Raw genomic sequence first — 16,909 nt, 5'->3', positions numbered from 1 at the left:
TTTACAATTCGCGAGTATCCCTTTGGACCCGCTGCGCCAGAAAACCATTTACTTCTTGCCAAACTTATGTTCCGTGCCGTTTAAAACCCGTTTAAAATTGGAACGATGCAATATGATCACAATTGATGCTCCCACCAGACCGAAAATCCGATAGGGAAGTGGTTCGGAAAAGATAAACACGGATATGGCGACAGAAAGGGCGGCCACAACCGAGCCCATAGAAACATAGCGTGTCGCCCAGACCACTGCGATAAACAAAGCAATGGCCAGAAACATCACCTTGGGCATCAAGACCGTGATAATTCCGAAGCCTGCCGCCACTCCTTTGCCGCTTCGCCGAAAGCCAAAAAGAGGATTCCAGCTATGCCCCGCCATGGCCAGCAGTCCCCCGGCAATTCCGCCCCAGGCCCCGTAAGCCCAATAGCCCAAGGATGCCGCTAAGGCTCCTTTCATGAAATCCCCAAGCAGTACCGCAACGCCTAATTTAACTCCCAACAAACGAAAAGCATTCGTAGTGCCAATATTTCCGCTGCCGTGCCGGCGAACGTCGATCCCTTTGAGAAGACCTGCCAGATAAGCAAAAGGAATTGCTCCCAAACAATACGCTAAAATAAACACCAGATAGCGTAACATGACTTACTCCTTCTCTTCATCTTTTTGGCGAACGACAATCCGGATGGGAGTCCCTTCAAATCCGAAATGTTTCCGCAGCTGATTCTCCAAATAACGCTTATAAGAAAAATGCATTAATTCCGGATCATTGACAAAGAAAACAAAGGTTGGTGGTTTAACGCCCACCTGAGTAAGGTAGAGAACCTTCAGTCTCCGCCCTTTATCCGTCGGCGGAGGATTAAGGTGAACCCATTCCCGTACGAGTGTGTTTAAGGTTGCCGTTGTTACGCGCGTGGAATTTTGTTCAACGACAAAATCTGCGAGCTCTAATATCTTATTCACGCGCTGCCCGGTTTTGGCGGAGATAAACATAGTCGGAGCATACTGCAAAAAGCCCAGCTCTTCGCGAATCATTTTTTCAAATTTATTAATCGTCTTCTCATCTTTTTCTATCAGGTCCCATTTATTGACCACGATGACCATGGCTTTCCCAGCCTCATGAGCATATCCGGCAATCTTTTTGTCCTGCTCCGTAACCCCTTCCGTGGCATCGAGAAGCATGAGAATCACATCGGAACGGTCGACAGCATGTAAAGAACGGACAACACTGTATTGTTCCGTCAGCTCTTCGATACGCCCTTTCCGGCGCATGCCCGCAGTGTCAATAAGAATGTAGTGCTTGCCTTCAAACTCAAACGGTGTGTCAATCGCATCCCGAGTCGTTCCCGGTATATTGCTGACGATCACCCGCTCTTTGCCCAGCATGGTGTTGACCAGGGAGGATTTTCCGACATTGGGCCGTCCTATGACAGAAATGCGCACAACGTCGGGATCATAGTCCTCTCCATCCGTCTCCGGCAGGTTGGAAACCACCAGATCAAGCAAATCGCCCATATTCATCCCATGAACCGCCGATATGGGGATGGCTTCTCCGAGACCCAACGTTAAATATTCATACAGCTGTCCTTCAGCCTTCTCAAAGTTTTCCACCTTATTGGCAACCAGCAACACCGGCTTGCCTGAGCGGCGCAGAGTGCGGGCAAGCAATTCGTCATCCGGCGTCGGAGCTATCTGAGCATCGACGACAAAAATAACCACATCGGCCTCATCCATGGCGACCTCCGCCTGTTTGCGCATCTGAGCAGCGATCGGCGTCCCTTCCGCCTTAAATTCGATTCCACCTGTATCGATCAGAGCAAACTTGCGCCCCAGCCACTCGGCATCCCGATAGAGGCGATCCCTCGTCACACCCGGTCTGTTTTCGACGATGGCCACAAGGCCACCCGCCATACGATTAAACAGCGTTGATTTCCCGACATTCGGCCGGCCGACAATTGCTACCACGGGTTTACTCAAAACGTTCCACCTCCAACGAAAATCCAATCACCTGTTCTAAAAAGCCTAGGCCGTCATTTTCGACGATACATGCCTGGCCATTGACCTTTTCCGCCAATCACTGCACACTATGGTCATCCCAAAAGAGTGGCTCGTCCGCCTTCAGCATAACCCGGGGAATCAGGAATTCCTCTCCTGACAAATCGCCCACCTGCAGGGCAATATCCTGAGCCGTCAGCAAGCCGGCTACCGTGACCCTCTCACCGAAAAAGACATTTTTAATGGCCTGAACCGTAAGCGTCAAGCCGCTCACTTGCTGCATTAATTTTGGGGCCCATTCCTCAAAAAGCCCCTGCGCCGACGTCCCAGTGATAAGATGCACATGCCGCTGAGAAATTGAGTTGGGCAAAAAGGGCCAGCCCTTTTCCAGGCTTGAGAGAAATTTTCGCGCCATACCCACGCCGTTTTCCAGCTGGGGAAAGTCAGCGAATTTCCATTTCTTCCGCAATGCTTCCTGCCTGAACTCCTGCAATCACAAGACCACTTGCCAAAATATTCCGTCCTCCTGACGATCCGGGGTAAGTCACATACCCCAGTCTATCGTTCATCAGTATACTATATTTAAGGTGTACATGCTACTGAAGTTCCCGATCCTTTGCAGATTCAATAATTCCTTTGTCACTCGCCGGAACCAGAGCTTCGACAGAAGGGACCATCTCCGCACTTTCGGAGTAATCACTCCGTCTGAAACGCCAAATTCCCCAGCCCATCAGGACTAGAACTCCAAAATTCCAGATAAATCCGTCCGGCAAATCAACATGCCGAAAGATCCCTTCATAAACAAAGCGTTCCAGTCCCTGGCCCCACAAAACGCTCCCTGTCAAAGCCAAAACCGTCCCCCAGTAAGATTTCGCACTCAGCCAGGCGATTGTCACGAGGGCAAGGGCAAAGAGCCAGGAGCTATAAGGTATAACACCGGGATCATTGACCAGAAAGAGAGTCTCCATGCTCAAAACAAAGCTTGTCAGCAGCAAAGGCCAGACTCTGCGCTGAGCCTGTTTCCAAGCGCAGCCGAAGACATAGAGCAGCACTGCCAGGCGCGCGTAATGCCAATGCCAAACAGACGAGGAAAGAGGAATCATCCCCTCAAGACACTTCCCCACTAACCAAATCATTGATAACTTTAGAAAAAACCAGCGTGAGGCTTGCTTTTCAATCCAAGTCACCAAAGTTACAAACATAAGAATCCATTCTCCATAAGGAAAATTCAAAGCAACCCCTCCTCTGACGGGAACCCTAGTCCTAGTATTCCCGTAAAGAAGGAGATTACACAGAGAGGTCGGAAACGTCGGTCACGTTTCCTTCCTTTTTCCGGGCTTTAACGCAATACCTTGTTACATTTAAAATCAAGCCCAACTCGATCAGAGTAATGACCAGGGAACTGCCGCCATAGGAAATCAGAGGAAGAGTAATTCCCGTGACCGGCAGGACACCCGTCACAACGGATAGGTTGATCGTCGTCTGAATTGCCAGTGAGGAGATTAGGCCAAAACCCAAAAGCCGTCCGAAACGATCCGGGCATTGGCGAACAACGTAGTAGGCCCGGGCAAACAAGACAATAAAAAGAGCCATTAAAAGCAGTGTTCCCACTAATCCTAATTCTTCTCCGACCATGGCAAAAATCATGTCCGTATGGTTTTCCGGGAGAAAGCCATACTTCTGTAAGCTTCGCCCTAAACCGACACCAAACAAACCACCAGAGCCAAAAGCGATTTCGGCATTGGTGATTTGGTACCCATCACCCAGAGCATATTTCCAAGGATCAAGCCAGACTAAAATTCGCCGCCATTGATAACCGTGAATAAAATACACCAGCGGAAGTCCCAAAGCCGGTACTGCGGCCACAAACCACAAGGTCGGAACTTCGGTCTGCAATAACATAACTCCGCTGGTTAAGCCTAAAACCATAACCGTCCCCAGGTCCGGCTGCTTGTAAACAAGAACTAAGATAACGATTGTCAGGGGCAAAAGGATTCCTAAAGGAGCCCGCCAATTTTTCCCTTTCTTGACGGGAAAGCGGTCGAGAATATGGGCGTAAAAAAGTACCAGGGTTAATTTCGTAATTTCCGAAGGCTGGATTGTAATCCCCGCAAATTGAATCCAGCGTGCCGAGCCTTTAGCGGCAATTCCGGCACCCGTAAAAATAACCACGGTAAGCAGTATTGCACTTATCAGAACCCCTATCCCTGAAAAGCGGCGCCAAAAAGTATAAGGAACCTTGATAACGATCGCCGCGAAGACTGAACCGATACCCACCCATTTTAGCTGCTGCAGGACATAATAATAGGAATTTTGCGTTGCATTAAAGCCCAGCACAGCCCCGGCGCTTAAAACCATAATCAGTCCAAACGCCAGGAGCGCCAGTGTTAAGAACAAAATAGGAAAATCAATGGGCGAAATCGGTTGGCGTTTAGCCACGTGATCACCTTCTTTCGTGGATTAGAAGGAAATGACTCCCTGCGTTTATGAGCAAGAAGTCATTTCGAAGCTAATCTTACACTGTATTGGGACACTATTCTTTATTTTCCGCGGAAAGCTTTTCATTTACGACATCACCAATGGTCATGGATCTTATCTCAGGCTGTTCGGCCATGGCCTTTTCATCCTGAGCTTTATCAGCTTCTGCAATCCCCTCGCGGATACTTAAGCTAATCCGCTTGGCCTCCGGTTTACATTCTATAACCTTGGCACTAACCATGTCCCCGACCTTGAGCACTTCTTCGACTTTATTAATTCGGCGATCCGAAATTTGAGAAATATGAATTAAACCGTCGACACCATCCTCAAGCTGGACAAAAGCTCCAAAGGTCACAATGCGGACCACTTTGCCTGTGACCAGCGATCCCAGAGGATATTTTTGGGCCGCTTGATCCCAGGGACTTTCTTTAAGCTGTTTTAAGCCCAGCGAAAGTTTCCCTGTCGCTTGGTCCAGCTTTAACACCTGGACTTCGACGTTGTCCCCAACCTTCAGGAGCTCTGAAGGGTGCTTTAGACGCGAATAAGCCATATCCGAAATATGCAGGAGGCCATCAAGTCCATCTATATCGACAAAGACGCCAAAATCTGCCATTCTCCGCACTACTCCGCTGACAACATCCCCTTCTTGGAGAGTTTCCAGCAAATGCTTCCGTTTGGCTGCCTTTTCTTCTTCCAAAATGCTCTTCTGGGAAAGAATCACTTTCCGCTTGCCGGGATCAAACTCGATCAGGCGCAGGCGCAGAGTTTGGCCCAAGAACTGGTTTAAATCCTCAACATATCCTAATTGTATTTGGGAAGCAGGAACAAACCCCCTCATTCCCACGTCAACGACTAAACCCCCCTTGACAACTTCGACAACTACGGCCTGAATTTCTTCCTTACTCGCCGCCAATTGTTTCAGACGTTCCTGAGAATTCGCTTCATCTGCTTTGCGTTTGGAAAGGACGGTATGCCCTTCGGAATTCTCTACGCGTATAACAACAGCCGTGATTTCGTCACCAATGGATACGGCCTCTTCCGGACGTGTCTGCCGTGCTGCCTTTAACTCGTTCAAAGGTATAACACCTTCAGATTTCCAGCCGATATCCACGAATATCTCATCATTCGTAATTTTTACGACTTTCCCCGTAACCTGAGCTCCAAGATGAAGCTCTTGGAAACCCGCGTCCCAACTGGCCATATCCATTCCATCATCATTCATTTCCGACATTTTTCTTAAAACCTCCTCAATTATCCAATCTGGGGTCGAAGCTCCGGCAGTCAAGCCCGCGCACTTTACTCCAACAAACCAGACCTGTTCCAATTCGTCCGCTGTTTCTATGTGATATGTTTGGGTACGTTCAGCACAAATGCTGGCCAACTTACGGGTATTGGCACTGTCACGACCGCCGACGACAATCATAACGTCGACTGTTTCCGCCAGTTCGCGGGCAGCCTTTTGTCGTTCCGCCGTAGCGTTGCAGATCGTATCATGCACTGTCAGCTGTTCTGTATGGTTTTTCAGTTCCTCGACAATTTCCGTAAAACTTTCCGCAAGTTGAGTCGTTTGCGCTAAGACCGCCAGCTGCGGGTAAAAGGGAAGATTGCGGGCTTCCTCTACAGTTTGGATAGGAATGGCATTTTCACCGGCCCAGCCTAAAATTCCTTGCACCTCGGGATGGAGTTTATCTCCGACCACGATGACCTGTTGCCCCATCTGCGCGGACTCCGCAGCTAAATGCTGCGCCTTTTGCACAAAGGGACAGGTAGCGTCTACGACCTTAATCCCCCTTTTTTCCGCTTCTTGATAGGCACCAGGCGCCACACCGTGGGATCGGATAATTAAAGCCTGTTCGGCTTTTGCTTCTTCTAAGGCATTGACAACTTGAATACCGCGCCCTTCCAGGCGTTTCACAACCTGTTGATTATGAATAAGCGGTCCCAGAGATACTGCCGCTGACGTTTCCACAGTTCTTTCGGCCATATCTAAAGCCCGTTTGACGCCAAAACAAAACCCGGCTTTTTCTGCCCGTTTGACTATCAAAAAAAGACCCTCCCCTAAAATTATATGAACTAATTCTCTATTCTCTTGCAAAATTCCTGCTATGAGAATGAGTTTTATCGTTCTAAAACGAATCTGTATAATTTATCCTGCCCTTTACGCTAAAAAAGATGCAACTGATTCGGCGGCTGAATCCAATCAGCCCCTCAACCAGTCGCATTTTACCTGTCGGCGATCTTCTTAAATTACCGGCTTACTTTACTGAGCTTTAGGCAGCTGCAAATCCAGCACAGCCTGCATAATGCGGTCGGCAATCCATTCCCGACGATTGTCGATGCCGTCCGGAGCCTTGAGCATTTCGGCAGACAAGGGCTGACCGATGACGACAGAGATATTCCCCCACCCTTTAGTAAACATATGTTTCGTCCCGAACACACTAATAGGTACAACCACAGCTTTACTCTTTTCCATCAGCAGCACCATTCCGGGCATACCCTTTTGAATTCTCCCTGTTTTGGAACGTGTTCCTTCAGGAAACAGACCTAACACCTGTCCTTCTTTAAGAATTGACAGAGATTGCCTAATGGCATTCATATCACCTTGCCCCCGTTTAACCGGAAAAGACCCCAATTTAAGAAGCAGCCAGCGCAAAACCGGGAAGGAAAATAATTCTTCTTTAGCCATATAGCAAACCGGACGCGGAATACTGCAAGCCGCTACCACAGGGTCCCACATGCTAATGTGGTTAATCGCCAAAATAACCGGACCCTCCAAAGGCAAGTTTTCCACACCTTGCACCTTCCAGCCCATTATCTTGAACTGAAGACGAAACATCCCTTTCGCAAAGTTATATAACGTCATCCTTATCCCTCCTGCGTTAAGCTTAGAATTTCCGCAACAATATCCTCCACGCTTAATCCCGTTGTGTCGAGCATGATGGCGTCTCGCGCCGGCTCTAAGGGAGAAACCTCCCGCTCCGTATCCTGGCGGTCGCGACGCAGCATGTCTTGGGCCACTTCCTCCAAAGAAACACTCTTGCCATCCTTCCGGAGCTCAAGCCAGCGCCGCTTTGCCCGTTCCTGAGCCGAAGCCGTTAAAAAAATCTTCAGATCAGCCTCGGGCAGAACATAAGTGCCGATATCCCTGCCGTCCATGACCACTCCGCCGCGGGCCGCCTCCAGGCGCTGGAGTTCAACAAGGCGCTGCCTCACACCTATGTAGGCGGCCACGCTGGAAACTGCACGCGAGACTTCCGGACTTCGAATCGCTTGAGTGACATTTTCACCGTCACACCACACCAGGCGCTCATTCGAATGATCCAAGACGACTTGAGTGGTTTGCGCCAGCTCACTCACCAGCGTTTCATCGTGGACGGGAATCCCGCTCCTGAGTGCTTTATAAGCGATAGCCCGATACATGGCACCCGTATCCACATAGAAAAGATTCAAACGTTCGGCCACAAGCTTAGCCACCGTGCTTTTACCCGCTCCGGCGGGGCCATCAATCGCAATCTGCAGTTCATCCGGTTTTCTTCGCGTCACAGTCTATGCTCCTGTCCCTTCGATCATTTACCTCACAGTAGTATGTCAGGCTAAAATTTCTCTGTAATAAAGTATATTACACAGATTATAACATACGACTTTGAACGGTAACAATCCTTCGTTTCACACACCCCTTTCTAAAAATATTTCCCGCAGGCTAGTTTAATGACAGCTTTTGCGCCTTGAACAAACCCTCTTATTTGCTCAAGCAGCGGCTTCTACGCCTTGTTTTGAACTTGCCTGGGGCTTATCCTCAAATACTTAAAGGGCCTGTTAACGGCAAACAGAACTGATCCCCCTGAAACGGGGCCTCAGTTCTGTCTCCGCCCAAGCCGGGAACGTTTAAACCCGCCCGCCATTATTGGGCTTATCTAAGGAAGAAATTTCATATTTGTAGCCGTTAATCATGGAGGAAATCGTTCCGTCATCATCCAAAATATCCTGACGCAAAACCATATAGAGATGACCTAAAAGAAAGAGGGCATATCCCCAAGCCAGAAAGTGATGAAGATTGCGGACCTGGTACTCGCTGCGGAATAGCGGAACCACCCAGCCAAAAAGAGCCTGGATTACTCCATTCGGATCACTTCCCCCCCGCATTGCCAAGCCGGTTAGGATCATGAGCAGGCCTCCCAGCCAAATGAAAAAGAAATACATCAGTTGGGCAAGAGCGTTATGACCCGCATGGGAAACGTGTTCTTTAGTCATAAAGGTGTAATATTTAAAGGTTCTGACAACGTCCTGCCAAAAATCCTTTCTCCAAAGCTTCATTTTAGAATACTCGTTTCCCACCCAAAACCAATAAAGCCGGAAGAGCATATTAGCCATGAAAACAAAAGCACTTAGACCATGCCAATAGCGAACACTTCCCATGGTGAAATTCCCCACGGCCTCGCCCGGAGCGTCTAAAACGGGGTGCCCGATATACATTCCCGTCAAAAAAAGAACTGTAATGGCTAGAGCATTAAGCCAATGAAAAAAGCGCACAGGAAATTGCCAGACGTAGACTTGACTTCGCATAATTTTCATTTTGGAGCCCCCTTTAAAGCACTCTGACTTTTAGAATTTCATTCCCCTGAGGGGTTATTAAATGAGTGGCACAAGCCAGACAGGGATCGAAGGAGTGGATGGTTCGCAACAGCTCCAAGGGCTGATCTTCGCGGGCGATAGGTGTATCCAGCAGCGAAGATTCGTAAGGTCCTTTTTGACCGGACTCATCTCTGGGGGAGGCATTCCAGGTTGTCGGAACCACCGCCTGATAACCGCTTACTTTGCCTTGGTTTATTTTAATCCAGTGACCTAAAGCGCCCCGGGGAGCTTCGGCAAAACCGACGCCTTGCGTTTGGGCGGGCCATTTCTCCGGCTCCCATTTTTCGCCGTTAAATGTCTGGCTGTCTCCCGCCTTAATATTGGCTACTAAATCCTGATAAAAACCGGCCAGATGGTCTACCAAGTATTTGGCCTCCAACGCTCTGGCCAAAGTACGCCCCAGAGTCGAATAAAGGGCGCTGACCGGCAGATTCAGACGGCGGAGTGCGTCGTCCACCAACCCTTTAATCTCTTTGTTTCCCCGGGCATAAGCCACAACAAAACGGGCTAAGGGCCCTACTTCCATGGGCCGGCCCTGCCAGCGAGGGGTTTTAATCCAGCTGTACCCTTTTTTCTCGTCAAGATTGTTGTAAGGGGGCAGAGGTCCGTCATACAAGGCTTCCGTTTTTCCCTGCCAGGGGTGCAGCCCCGCCTTGGGATCATCATAGTGATACCAGGAATGGGGGACAAATTCCTGAATTTGTTTGGGGTCTTTGAGATCAACGTCCTGAACCTTGCTTAAATTCCGGTCTAAAACAACCCCTCCCGGGAAGAGGAAGCTATCGGGCTCGCGGATATCCACCGTGGGAATTCCGCCGTAAGCCAGATAGTTCGCGCCGCCTCCGCCATAGAGATCCTGTTTGTAAAAACCGGCAATAGCGAAGATATCCGGAATCAGGACCTGATCAACGAAAACCTGTGCCTCATCAATCTTGGTTTTTACTAAATTCAAACGCTCCATATTGACGACATCATTGTCATTCATGTTCAGGGTGCTGGCCATGCCTCCGACCAAATAATTCGGGTGCGGGTTTTTGCCGCCAAATATCGTATGAATCTTGGCAATTTCTTTTTGCCACATTAGAGCTTCAAGGTAGTGGGCAACCCCAACTAAGTTCGCTTCCGGGGGAAGCCGGTAAGCCGAGTGACCCCAGTAGGCATTGGCGAAAATCCCCAGTTGGCCGCTTTCTACAATGGTTTTGACCTTGTTTTGCACATCTTGGAAATAACCTTGCGAAGAATTCGGCCAATTAGAAATTGAGCGGGCGAGGGCACTCGCTTGAACCGGATCAGCTTTCAGTGCGCTTAAAACATCAATCCAGTCGAAACCGTGCAAATGGTAAAAATGAATGACATGATCCTGGACATACTGGGTAGCCGTCATAATATTGCGGATCAAATTGGCGTTTTTGGGAATTCGTATATCCAAAGCATCCTCCACGGCCCGAATCGATGCCAAGGCATGAATATGCGTACACACGCCGCAGATTCTTTGCACAAAGGCCCACACATCCCGCGGATCTCTGTTTTCAACAATTTTTTCAATGCCGCGAAAAATTGTACCGGCACTGACAGCATCTGTAATCCGGTTCCCTTCAACCACTGCTTCAATGCGCAAATGCCCTTCAATTCGGGTAATGGGGTCAACAACGATTCTTGTTGTCATAGCTTGCTTCCTTTCCCAAAGAACACGTTACTCTCCCTTAATCTCCTCTTATCTTTCTCTTTATCTTTACTTTTCATCTTTTTTATCCTGCGCTTCTTTGTGCTTTACTACGGCGGTCATTCCGGCGTGGGCCGCAACCGCAATTCCCGCTACGCCGAGCACGCCCGCTCCAACCTTATCCACGTCGTAGCCGATGGCGTTGTTGGGAATTTTGGCCAGATGGGTGTAAAAGGGCGTGTTGTCAAAAAAGTTATTTTCTGAACAGCCGATACAAGGATGACCTGATTTAATCGGATAGCTCACGCCGTCATTCCATTCCGTGATCGCACAAGCGTTATAAGTCGTCGGGCCTTTACAGCCCATTTTGTAGAGACACCAGCCTTGTTTGGCTCCGTCATCATCGAAGGACTCCACAAACTGACCCGCATCGAAAAAAGCCCTGCGCACACAATTGTCGTGCACGCGATGCTGATAAAAGGCCTTAGGCCTGCCTTGATTCGTCAGCTCCGGTATGGTTCCATAGGTGAGATAATGAACGATGGTCCCGGTGATCACCTCGGCAATGGGCGGACAGCCCGGAACATCAATAATCGGCTTATTTTTAACGACATTGCGAACCGGAACTGCTTGGGTGGGATTAGGGTAGGCCCCTTGAACACAAGCGTTTGTGGCACAAGACCCATAAGCAATCACCGCGGCGGCCCCGGCGGCAGTTTGCTTTAAAAGTTCCGTTGCCGCTACGCCTCCGATCGTGCAATAAACCCCGCCATTCCCTAAAGTGGCGCTTCCCTCCACAACCAGGACATACCCGCCCGGATAATCCTTCATGGTTTTCAGACGAGCGTCTTCGGCTTGTTTGCCGGCGGCGGCTTGAAGAACTTCCATGTAATCCAGGGAAATCATATTGAATATCAGATCCGCTACCAAGGGATGGGCGGAACGCAGGAAAGATTCTGCACAACAGGTGCATTCCTGCAAGCTAAGATAGATCACAGGCAAACGTGGCTTAGACTGCAAAGCCTGAACGATTTTCGGAAACTCGGCAACATCTAATCCCAGCATTCCCCCCATCAGAGTACAGAATTTGAGAAAGTCTCTCCTCGATATTCCTTTGCGGCGAGCCCATTGATAGTAACTTTCAGGTCTAGACATACTCTCCCTCCCCCGGCCAGAAGACCGTCCCATCTCATGATCGTGATTTACTTTTAGTCTTTGTCAATAATTTCAAATTATTCCCTGCCCTTTTTCAGCCTGCAAAATAATTAGCCCAGCACAAGGCTGAGCTGAAAACTTCTTTCTGAATATTGACCTGCATTCATTGAGTGAAATACATTAACTTAACAAACACTGAGGGCCTCGAACCTTCGGAAGAAGTGTTCAAGGCCCTTATACTGACCCGGCATCAGCCTGCCAGCTTTGAAGCCAGCAAGGTAGCAACTATGTTGTTTAAAGAGTGAAGAGCAACCGAAGGATATAGGGATTTGTACTTGTCAAAAAGATAGACTAAGGCAATTCCCAAAATAAAGCGCGGTAAAAATCCGTAAGCTTGAAAATGCAGACCCGAAAAGATGGCGGCACTGATTACCGTGGCTGTCCATTTGCCGCAATAAGCCCGCAAGCTCCCAAAAATAAGACCTCGAAATAAAGTTTCTTCAATCACAGGTGCCAGAACACCCGCCAAAAGCAGATTCAGCAGCAAAGTGAGCCCTGATGATTGTCCCAGAAGCTTTGTATAAACGTCCGTCGCCGGCGGGGACATCCCATGCTGGTAGAGAAAGAGGGCATAACTAATATTGACAATCCAGGTGACTCCATAGATACCTAAGATTTTGGGCAGGGCTCTGCGCAGGGATACGGTCCTCCAGCCGAAATCCGGCCACTGCCAACGCCGTACGGTCTTAAGAAACCAGATCAGAAGAGCAAATGAAAGCTGGGTTAAAAAGGCATTTAAGTACAGCAGCACCTGTTCATTAGGCCACCGCTTCATCAGCCAGATAGTGCCTAAGGCCAGAATTAAATAGATGCCGACAATTCCGCCCAAAACGGCCACCAGATCAACCCAATTCAGTCTTCGTTGGGGAGGCTCAAACCAGGATATACTTGGATTTGTTCTCTCATTAACGTCCAAATTGTTTTTTTTATCCGTGTCCGGATTGATTTTTTCCTTAATATTTGACTCGGTTTCTTCGTCCATACTCACTCTCCTTCTTCCCACTATACCAGGCACATAGTTTCTTAAAGATTTTCTCAAACTAGCCCTTAAGGAGGAATTTACATGCATTCAACAGAAACGACACTCCAAGTCTATCATCGTTATTTTAAAATTCCCATCGAGAGTTATTTAAATACTGTCGCCGACTTTCTCGACCCCTGGGAGGAACGCGCTTATCAGCATTTTGTCCAGAACTATCTGGAGACAACGAACGACGAGGGTATCGTAGGCATGGTCAGGCAAGAAAAAGATGAAAGCTTTGTCTACTTTGATGCCGCAGTACGATACCCGATAAACCATACCCAGGACTGCGAAATTAGAGAATAACCACTCTTAAAGACTTCTGAGGCTTAAAAAAGAATTCTCAAAAGTTAGGTATCACTCGTTTGTGTTTAAAAGTAACCTCGCCAATTCCTCAACGCTGGAGACAAAATAATCAGGAGCAGCCGCTTGCAGTTCCTCCCTCGTCCCGTAACCATAGCCGACGGAAATAACTTTAAGGTTATTGGCTCTGGCCCCTTGAACATCGTAGCGCCTATCCCCGATCATGACTGTTCGGGACAGCAGCCGTGCCGGCACCTGTTTTAAAACCTCCCGGATTAAATCGTCCTTTTCCACGAAGTTGCCGTTCAGCTCGCTTCCCATCACAACACTGAAACAGCCGGCCAAAGAAAAGTGTTGCAGAATTTTTTCCGCAAAGATTCTGGGTTTGGAGGTTGCCAGGAAATTCTGACAGCCCTTTTCCTGGAGCCGGGCCAACAATTTCGGAATTCCGGGATAAACGATATTTTCATACATGCCGATGTCCCGATAACGCTCCCGATAAAAACCTACCGCCTGATCAAGCAAGGCGTCGTCATTTGTGTGCAGCAGGAGTTTGAAGCTTTCTTTTAAAGGCGGTCCGATAACCCATTCCAGAGCGTCTTCGTGGGGAAAGGGCAAACCAAGCTTTTGCAGTGCATATTGCACGGAACGAGTAATACCTGCTTTAGGATCGGTTAACGTCCCATCCAGATCCCAAAGCAACAGTTCATAACGCATGACAGACAGTCCCTCCATTTAATTTTTCCTTATATTACCCGGATGATTTTCCATTAAACAGGCAAATCTAATACGTAAGAAAGGAGGATTAGCATGTTTTATCAGCAACGGCAACACTACCATTCTCACGGCTTGTTTTTTTTGCTTAGTCTCATTGCAGCCTTTTTCTTAGGACGAAAATCCGAACAGTATGGTTATGCCATCGTCTCACGAGGAAATAGGTGCTGCTCAGATTTAGGCGAAAACGACGAAATGGATATGACGAATTAATAACTTTAACTATACCTAACTTAACAACAGTTTGCCAGAAAAAATTAAAACTCCGAGCACTTCTCGGAGTTTTAATTTTGAAACTTAGCCTGAACAACTTCCCTATAAGCCTTTGCGCAAGGGCTCTTCAATGGGGTCCGGCCGAAAGAAGGTCATCTGCTTCACAGAAACATAGGGCAGACCGCTGTCCAGGGACAGGGGGGAATAGCTGCGCAGGAGATCAGGCCAGGCATCTCTTGAGACCAAACCCAAATCATGGAACAAAGAAGCCACCTTCTCCACAGCTCCGTCAAATAATTGCCCTAAGCTCATCTCATAAGCTTCTCCCGTCACGGGATGAAGCCAGTGCAGAGCCGAATCAAAAAACGCTAAATCAAAGCGCTGAGGATAAAACAGAGCCTCCTCTTTCTCAGCCGCCGGATTTCCGAAACGCCGGTAAAGAGTTAAGATTAGCCGGGGTGTTGACCAACGAAAAGCTGTCTGCAAAAACCGGTGATTCCGCCAGGCAATTTTAAAATGCGCGGGAACGCTCTTGTCCCCATTATAAGTATAGTGCTCCACCAAGAGCCGCAAGGCCTGTCGTCCGGCTTCCCCCGCCTCCCGCCAAAGGTGGATTAAATCCGAAGGATATTCAAGGGGATCAACGGTCTCCAGCCAAAGATCAATAGCGGTTTCTAACAGCCGATGCCGAAATACGGCCTTCTCCCGTTCTGCGGCAGAATTGGCAAAATAATTTCCGCTCATATAGTAAACCATCGGATGAAAGGTGCTGTCCGCCACAAAATGAGTCAGCATACCCAGCAAAAAGGCCAATAGCGCTTCCGCCTCGTTCCGGCAAAGAGCTTTTTCCATCATGGCAATAAGGGGCAGCAACGTATTTTCTCCGTCAACGCCATGAAGCTGGTTGGAGATTCGCTCAATCCTCGCTTCCGGAGGCTGAGACAAGTCATAGAAAGCGATATCATGCGCTATGGCCCCCAGATAAAAAAGAGCCGGATTGCTCACAATCATTTTTCCAAGCTGAGCGGGAATTCCCTTTTGCACAGCCGCACCGGCTATATGCCAATGAGTCAATTCCTTCGGCACAAACTCCCTCCTCACTGCTTTGAATCTATTCTATATTAAGGAAGGAATCTCCTGCTCTTTCTTTGACTACACCCTACCTGAAACTAGCGTCGTTAGGCTATACCTTCATTTCCCCAACAAACTCTAAATCACCCTTTAAGCCCTTTCTCCAAAAGCGGGGTTTTCTTAGCCGGAAAGATGAGGGAACCAATGACCAGACAGATAATGCTGGCCAGTAATCCGGCATACAGCGGGTCCATACCCTTAGGATTCAGCAGTTTCCAAAGCAAGCAGGAAGCAGGACCGATCACAAGGGCGATTAAACCGGCTTTGTAACTCACTTTATTTTTAAAGAAAATAGCTCCTAAGAGGGGCATACATACGGTACATCCTCTGAGTCCCATGGACAGGAAAGACCACTGTAAAATCAAAGACTTCAAGTTTCCGGTCACAAATAAGAGATTTATGGCTGCAACGACAACCAAAAGGCCTCTGGAAACAAACAGGATAGTCCGGTCACTCGCTTGGGGCGAGATGAATCGTTTATAGACATCCTTAGTTAACATCGTGCTGATTCCCAGAACTAAACCTGCTCCTGTTCCCACCACGGCGATTAAAAGGGTCCCTAAAACAATGCCGCTGAACCACGGAGGCAGATAGTTGATAACAAAGGTCGGTAAAGCCTCGGCAGCATTCATCTTGGGAAAGTTCATTTTCATATACAAACCTACTAATATTCCCGCTATTCCGGTAGGGGGAATTAAAATTGCGGAAATCAGTGCCCCACGCCGCGCGGTGGCTGCATCTTTACCGGCAAATAAGGCTCCGAAATAGGTTTGCGTCGATATGACGCCAACAACCAGGGAAAAACCGGCTGCAAAGTCAACCGCAAAGCCACGTCCAAATAAGCTAAAGGTTGGGAAAGCCGGGAAGTGGCTTGTTATGCCCGCTGCTCCTCCCGCCATGCTATAGGCCAAAACCCCCACAACGATCAAAGATAAGTAGAGCAGCACCAGCTTGGCAACCCCTGTCATTCCTGAACCAGCATTGCCGCCGAAAAATACATATAAGACAACTAAGATTATGGCTATAATAGACCCGGTTATCGGACTAAGCCCAAACATGGAAGTTAATAAAGCATCGGCGGCCAGAATTTGAGCAACAACATTAAGGAAAATTCCTATGGAACTGAAAACAGTCGTTATCGGTCCGGAATTCGGGCCATAAGTCTCGACCAAAAATTGGGGGATAGTTTCTTTTCCCGACTCGCGCAAAGGCTTTGCCAAAAAAAGTCCCAGCACCAAACAGCCAATCCCCGCACCTAAAGTAAACCACCAAGCGGATATTCCGAATTGAAAAGCAAGCTGAGCCGTACCAACCGTCGATGATCCGCCCACCAGAGTCCCCATGATGATACCCGCAACAAGCGGGGCCGAAGCTCTGCCTCCTCCGGCAAAATCCTCGGCGCTCTTCACACGTGTTCCAGAATAAACACCGACACCTATGACAAAAATCACTGCCAACATAACGAAGATAATATGAACTGTCGTAAGATGCAT

General features: G+C 48.5%; 17 protein-coding genes. 2 read left to right on the top strand and 15 right to left on the bottom strand.

Annotation, left to right across the window (positions count from 1 at the left end; all coding sequences use genetic code 11):
• Positions 1–48: 48 nt before the first annotated feature.
• The 12 genes from plsY to REC12_RS24525 all read right to left on the bottom strand — a co-directional run bounded on the left by plsY (position 49) and on the right by REC12_RS24525 (position 12,956).
• A complete protein-coding gene (gene plsY / locus REC12_RS24580) occupies positions 49–633 on the bottom strand; it encodes a glycerol-3-phosphate 1-O-acyltransferase PlsY (RefSeq protein WP_308898777.1) in 585 nt (194 codons plus the stop codon).
• Positions 634–636: 3 nt separating this feature from the next.
• A complete protein-coding gene (gene der, locus REC12_RS24575) occupies positions 637–1,968 on the bottom strand; it encodes a ribosome biogenesis GTPase Der (protein WP_308898776.1) in 1,332 nt (443 codons plus the stop codon).
• A gap of 97 nt (positions 1,969–2,065) precedes the next feature.
• Positions 2,066–2,455 (bottom strand): DUF512 domain-containing protein, encoded by a 390-nt coding sequence (locus tag REC12_RS24570; RefSeq protein ID WP_308898774.1) that lies wholly within the window; start codon positions 2,453–2,455, stop codon positions 2,066–2,068.
• Positions 2,456–2,582: 127 nt separating this feature from the next.
• Positions 2,583–3,218 carry a hypothetical protein gene (locus REC12_RS24565; protein WP_308898772.1) on the bottom strand — a complete coding sequence of 212 codons (636 nt, stop codon included), beginning with the start codon at positions 3,216–3,218 and terminating at the stop codon, positions 2,583–2,585.
• 55 nt (positions 3,219–3,273) lie between these two features.
• Positions 3,274–4,425 carry a putative lipid II flippase FtsW gene (ftsW, locus tag REC12_RS24560; protein WP_308898771.1) on the bottom strand — a complete coding sequence of 384 codons (1,152 nt, stop codon included), beginning with the start codon at positions 4,423–4,425 and terminating at the stop codon, positions 3,274–3,276.
• 94 nt (positions 4,426–4,519) lie between these two features.
• Positions 4,520–6,508, bottom strand: coding sequence for a bifunctional 4-hydroxy-3-methylbut-2-enyl diphosphate reductase/30S ribosomal protein S1 (locus REC12_RS24555; RefSeq protein ID WP_308898769.1), 1,989 nt, complete (start codon positions 6,506–6,508; stop codon positions 4,520–4,522).
• A 216-nt stretch (positions 6,509–6,724) separates the two neighbouring features.
• Positions 6,725–7,327 carry a lysophospholipid acyltransferase family protein gene (locus REC12_RS24550; RefSeq protein WP_308898767.1) on the bottom strand — a complete coding sequence of 201 codons (603 nt, stop codon included), beginning with the start codon at positions 7,325–7,327 and terminating at the stop codon, positions 6,725–6,727.
• A 2-nt stretch (positions 7,328–7,329) separates the two neighbouring features.
• Complete coding sequence (gene cmk / locus REC12_RS24545) at positions 7,330–8,007, bottom strand: (d)CMP kinase (RefSeq protein WP_308898765.1); 678 nt, start codon at positions 8,005–8,007, stop codon at positions 7,330–7,332.
• Between the two features lie 342 nt (positions 8,008–8,349).
• Entirely contained in the window at positions 8,350–9,036 is a 687-nt protein-coding gene (cybH, locus tag REC12_RS24540) for a Ni/Fe-hydrogenase, b-type cytochrome subunit (RefSeq protein WP_308898764.1), read from the bottom strand.
• Positions 9,037–9,049: 13 nt separating this feature from the next.
• A complete protein-coding gene (locus REC12_RS24535; protein ID WP_308898761.1) occupies positions 9,050–10,762 on the bottom strand; it encodes a nickel-dependent hydrogenase large subunit in 1,713 nt (570 codons plus the stop codon).
• Between the two features lie 66 nt (positions 10,763–10,828).
• Positions 10,829–11,914, bottom strand: a complete 1,086-nt coding sequence (locus tag REC12_RS24530; RefSeq protein WP_308898760.1) for a hydrogenase small subunit — start codon at positions 11,912–11,914, stop codon at positions 10,829–10,831.
• 250 nt (positions 11,915–12,164) lie between these two features.
• Positions 12,165–12,956: a CPBP family intramembrane glutamic endopeptidase gene (locus REC12_RS24525; RefSeq protein ID WP_308898759.1), complete on the bottom strand. Its 792-nt coding sequence runs from the start codon at positions 12,954–12,956 to the stop codon at positions 12,165–12,167.
• An 81-nt stretch (positions 12,957–13,037) separates the two neighbouring features.
• Here REC12_RS24525 and REC12_RS24520 point away from each other — a divergent pair, with 81 nt between their 5' ends.
• Positions 13,038–13,301 (top strand): hypothetical protein, encoded by a 264-nt coding sequence (locus REC12_RS24520; protein ID WP_308898757.1) that lies wholly within the window; start codon positions 13,038–13,040, stop codon positions 13,299–13,301.
• A 51-nt stretch (positions 13,302–13,352) separates the two neighbouring features.
• Here REC12_RS24520 and REC12_RS24515 read toward each other — a convergent pair whose 3' ends face one another.
• The gene (locus tag REC12_RS24515; RefSeq protein WP_308898756.1) at positions 13,353–14,015 is read right to left on the bottom strand and encodes an HAD hydrolase-like protein; all 663 of its coding nucleotides are present in this window, start codon (positions 14,013–14,015) and stop codon (positions 13,353–13,355) included.
• Positions 14,016–14,108: 93 nt separating this feature from the next.
• Here REC12_RS24515 and REC12_RS24510 point away from each other — a divergent pair, with 93 nt between their 5' ends.
• Entirely contained in the window at positions 14,109–14,285 is a 177-nt protein-coding gene (locus REC12_RS24510; protein ID WP_308898754.1) for a hypothetical protein, read from the top strand.
• A 102-nt stretch (positions 14,286–14,387) separates the two neighbouring features.
• Here the strand turns inward: REC12_RS24510 and REC12_RS24505 are convergent, their stop codons facing one another.
• A complete protein-coding gene (locus REC12_RS24505; RefSeq protein ID WP_308898753.1) occupies positions 14,388–15,371 on the bottom strand; it encodes a zinc dependent phospholipase C family protein in 984 nt (327 codons plus the stop codon).
• Positions 15,372–15,499: 128 nt separating this feature from the next.
• A complete protein-coding gene (locus REC12_RS24500) occupies positions 15,500–16,909 on the bottom strand; it encodes a sodium:solute symporter family protein (protein WP_308898752.1) in 1,410 nt (469 codons plus the stop codon).

Origin of the sequence: Candidatus Desulfosporosinus nitrosoreducens, assembly GCF_030954495.1 — a bacterium.
GTDB classification, from domain to species: domain Bacteria; phylum Bacillota; class Desulfitobacteriia; order Desulfitobacteriales; family Desulfitobacteriaceae; genus Desulfosporosinus; species Desulfosporosinus nitrosoreducens.
The sequence above is the reverse complement of the archived record's forward strand: the minus strand, read 5'-3'. Positions and strand labels throughout refer to the sequence as shown.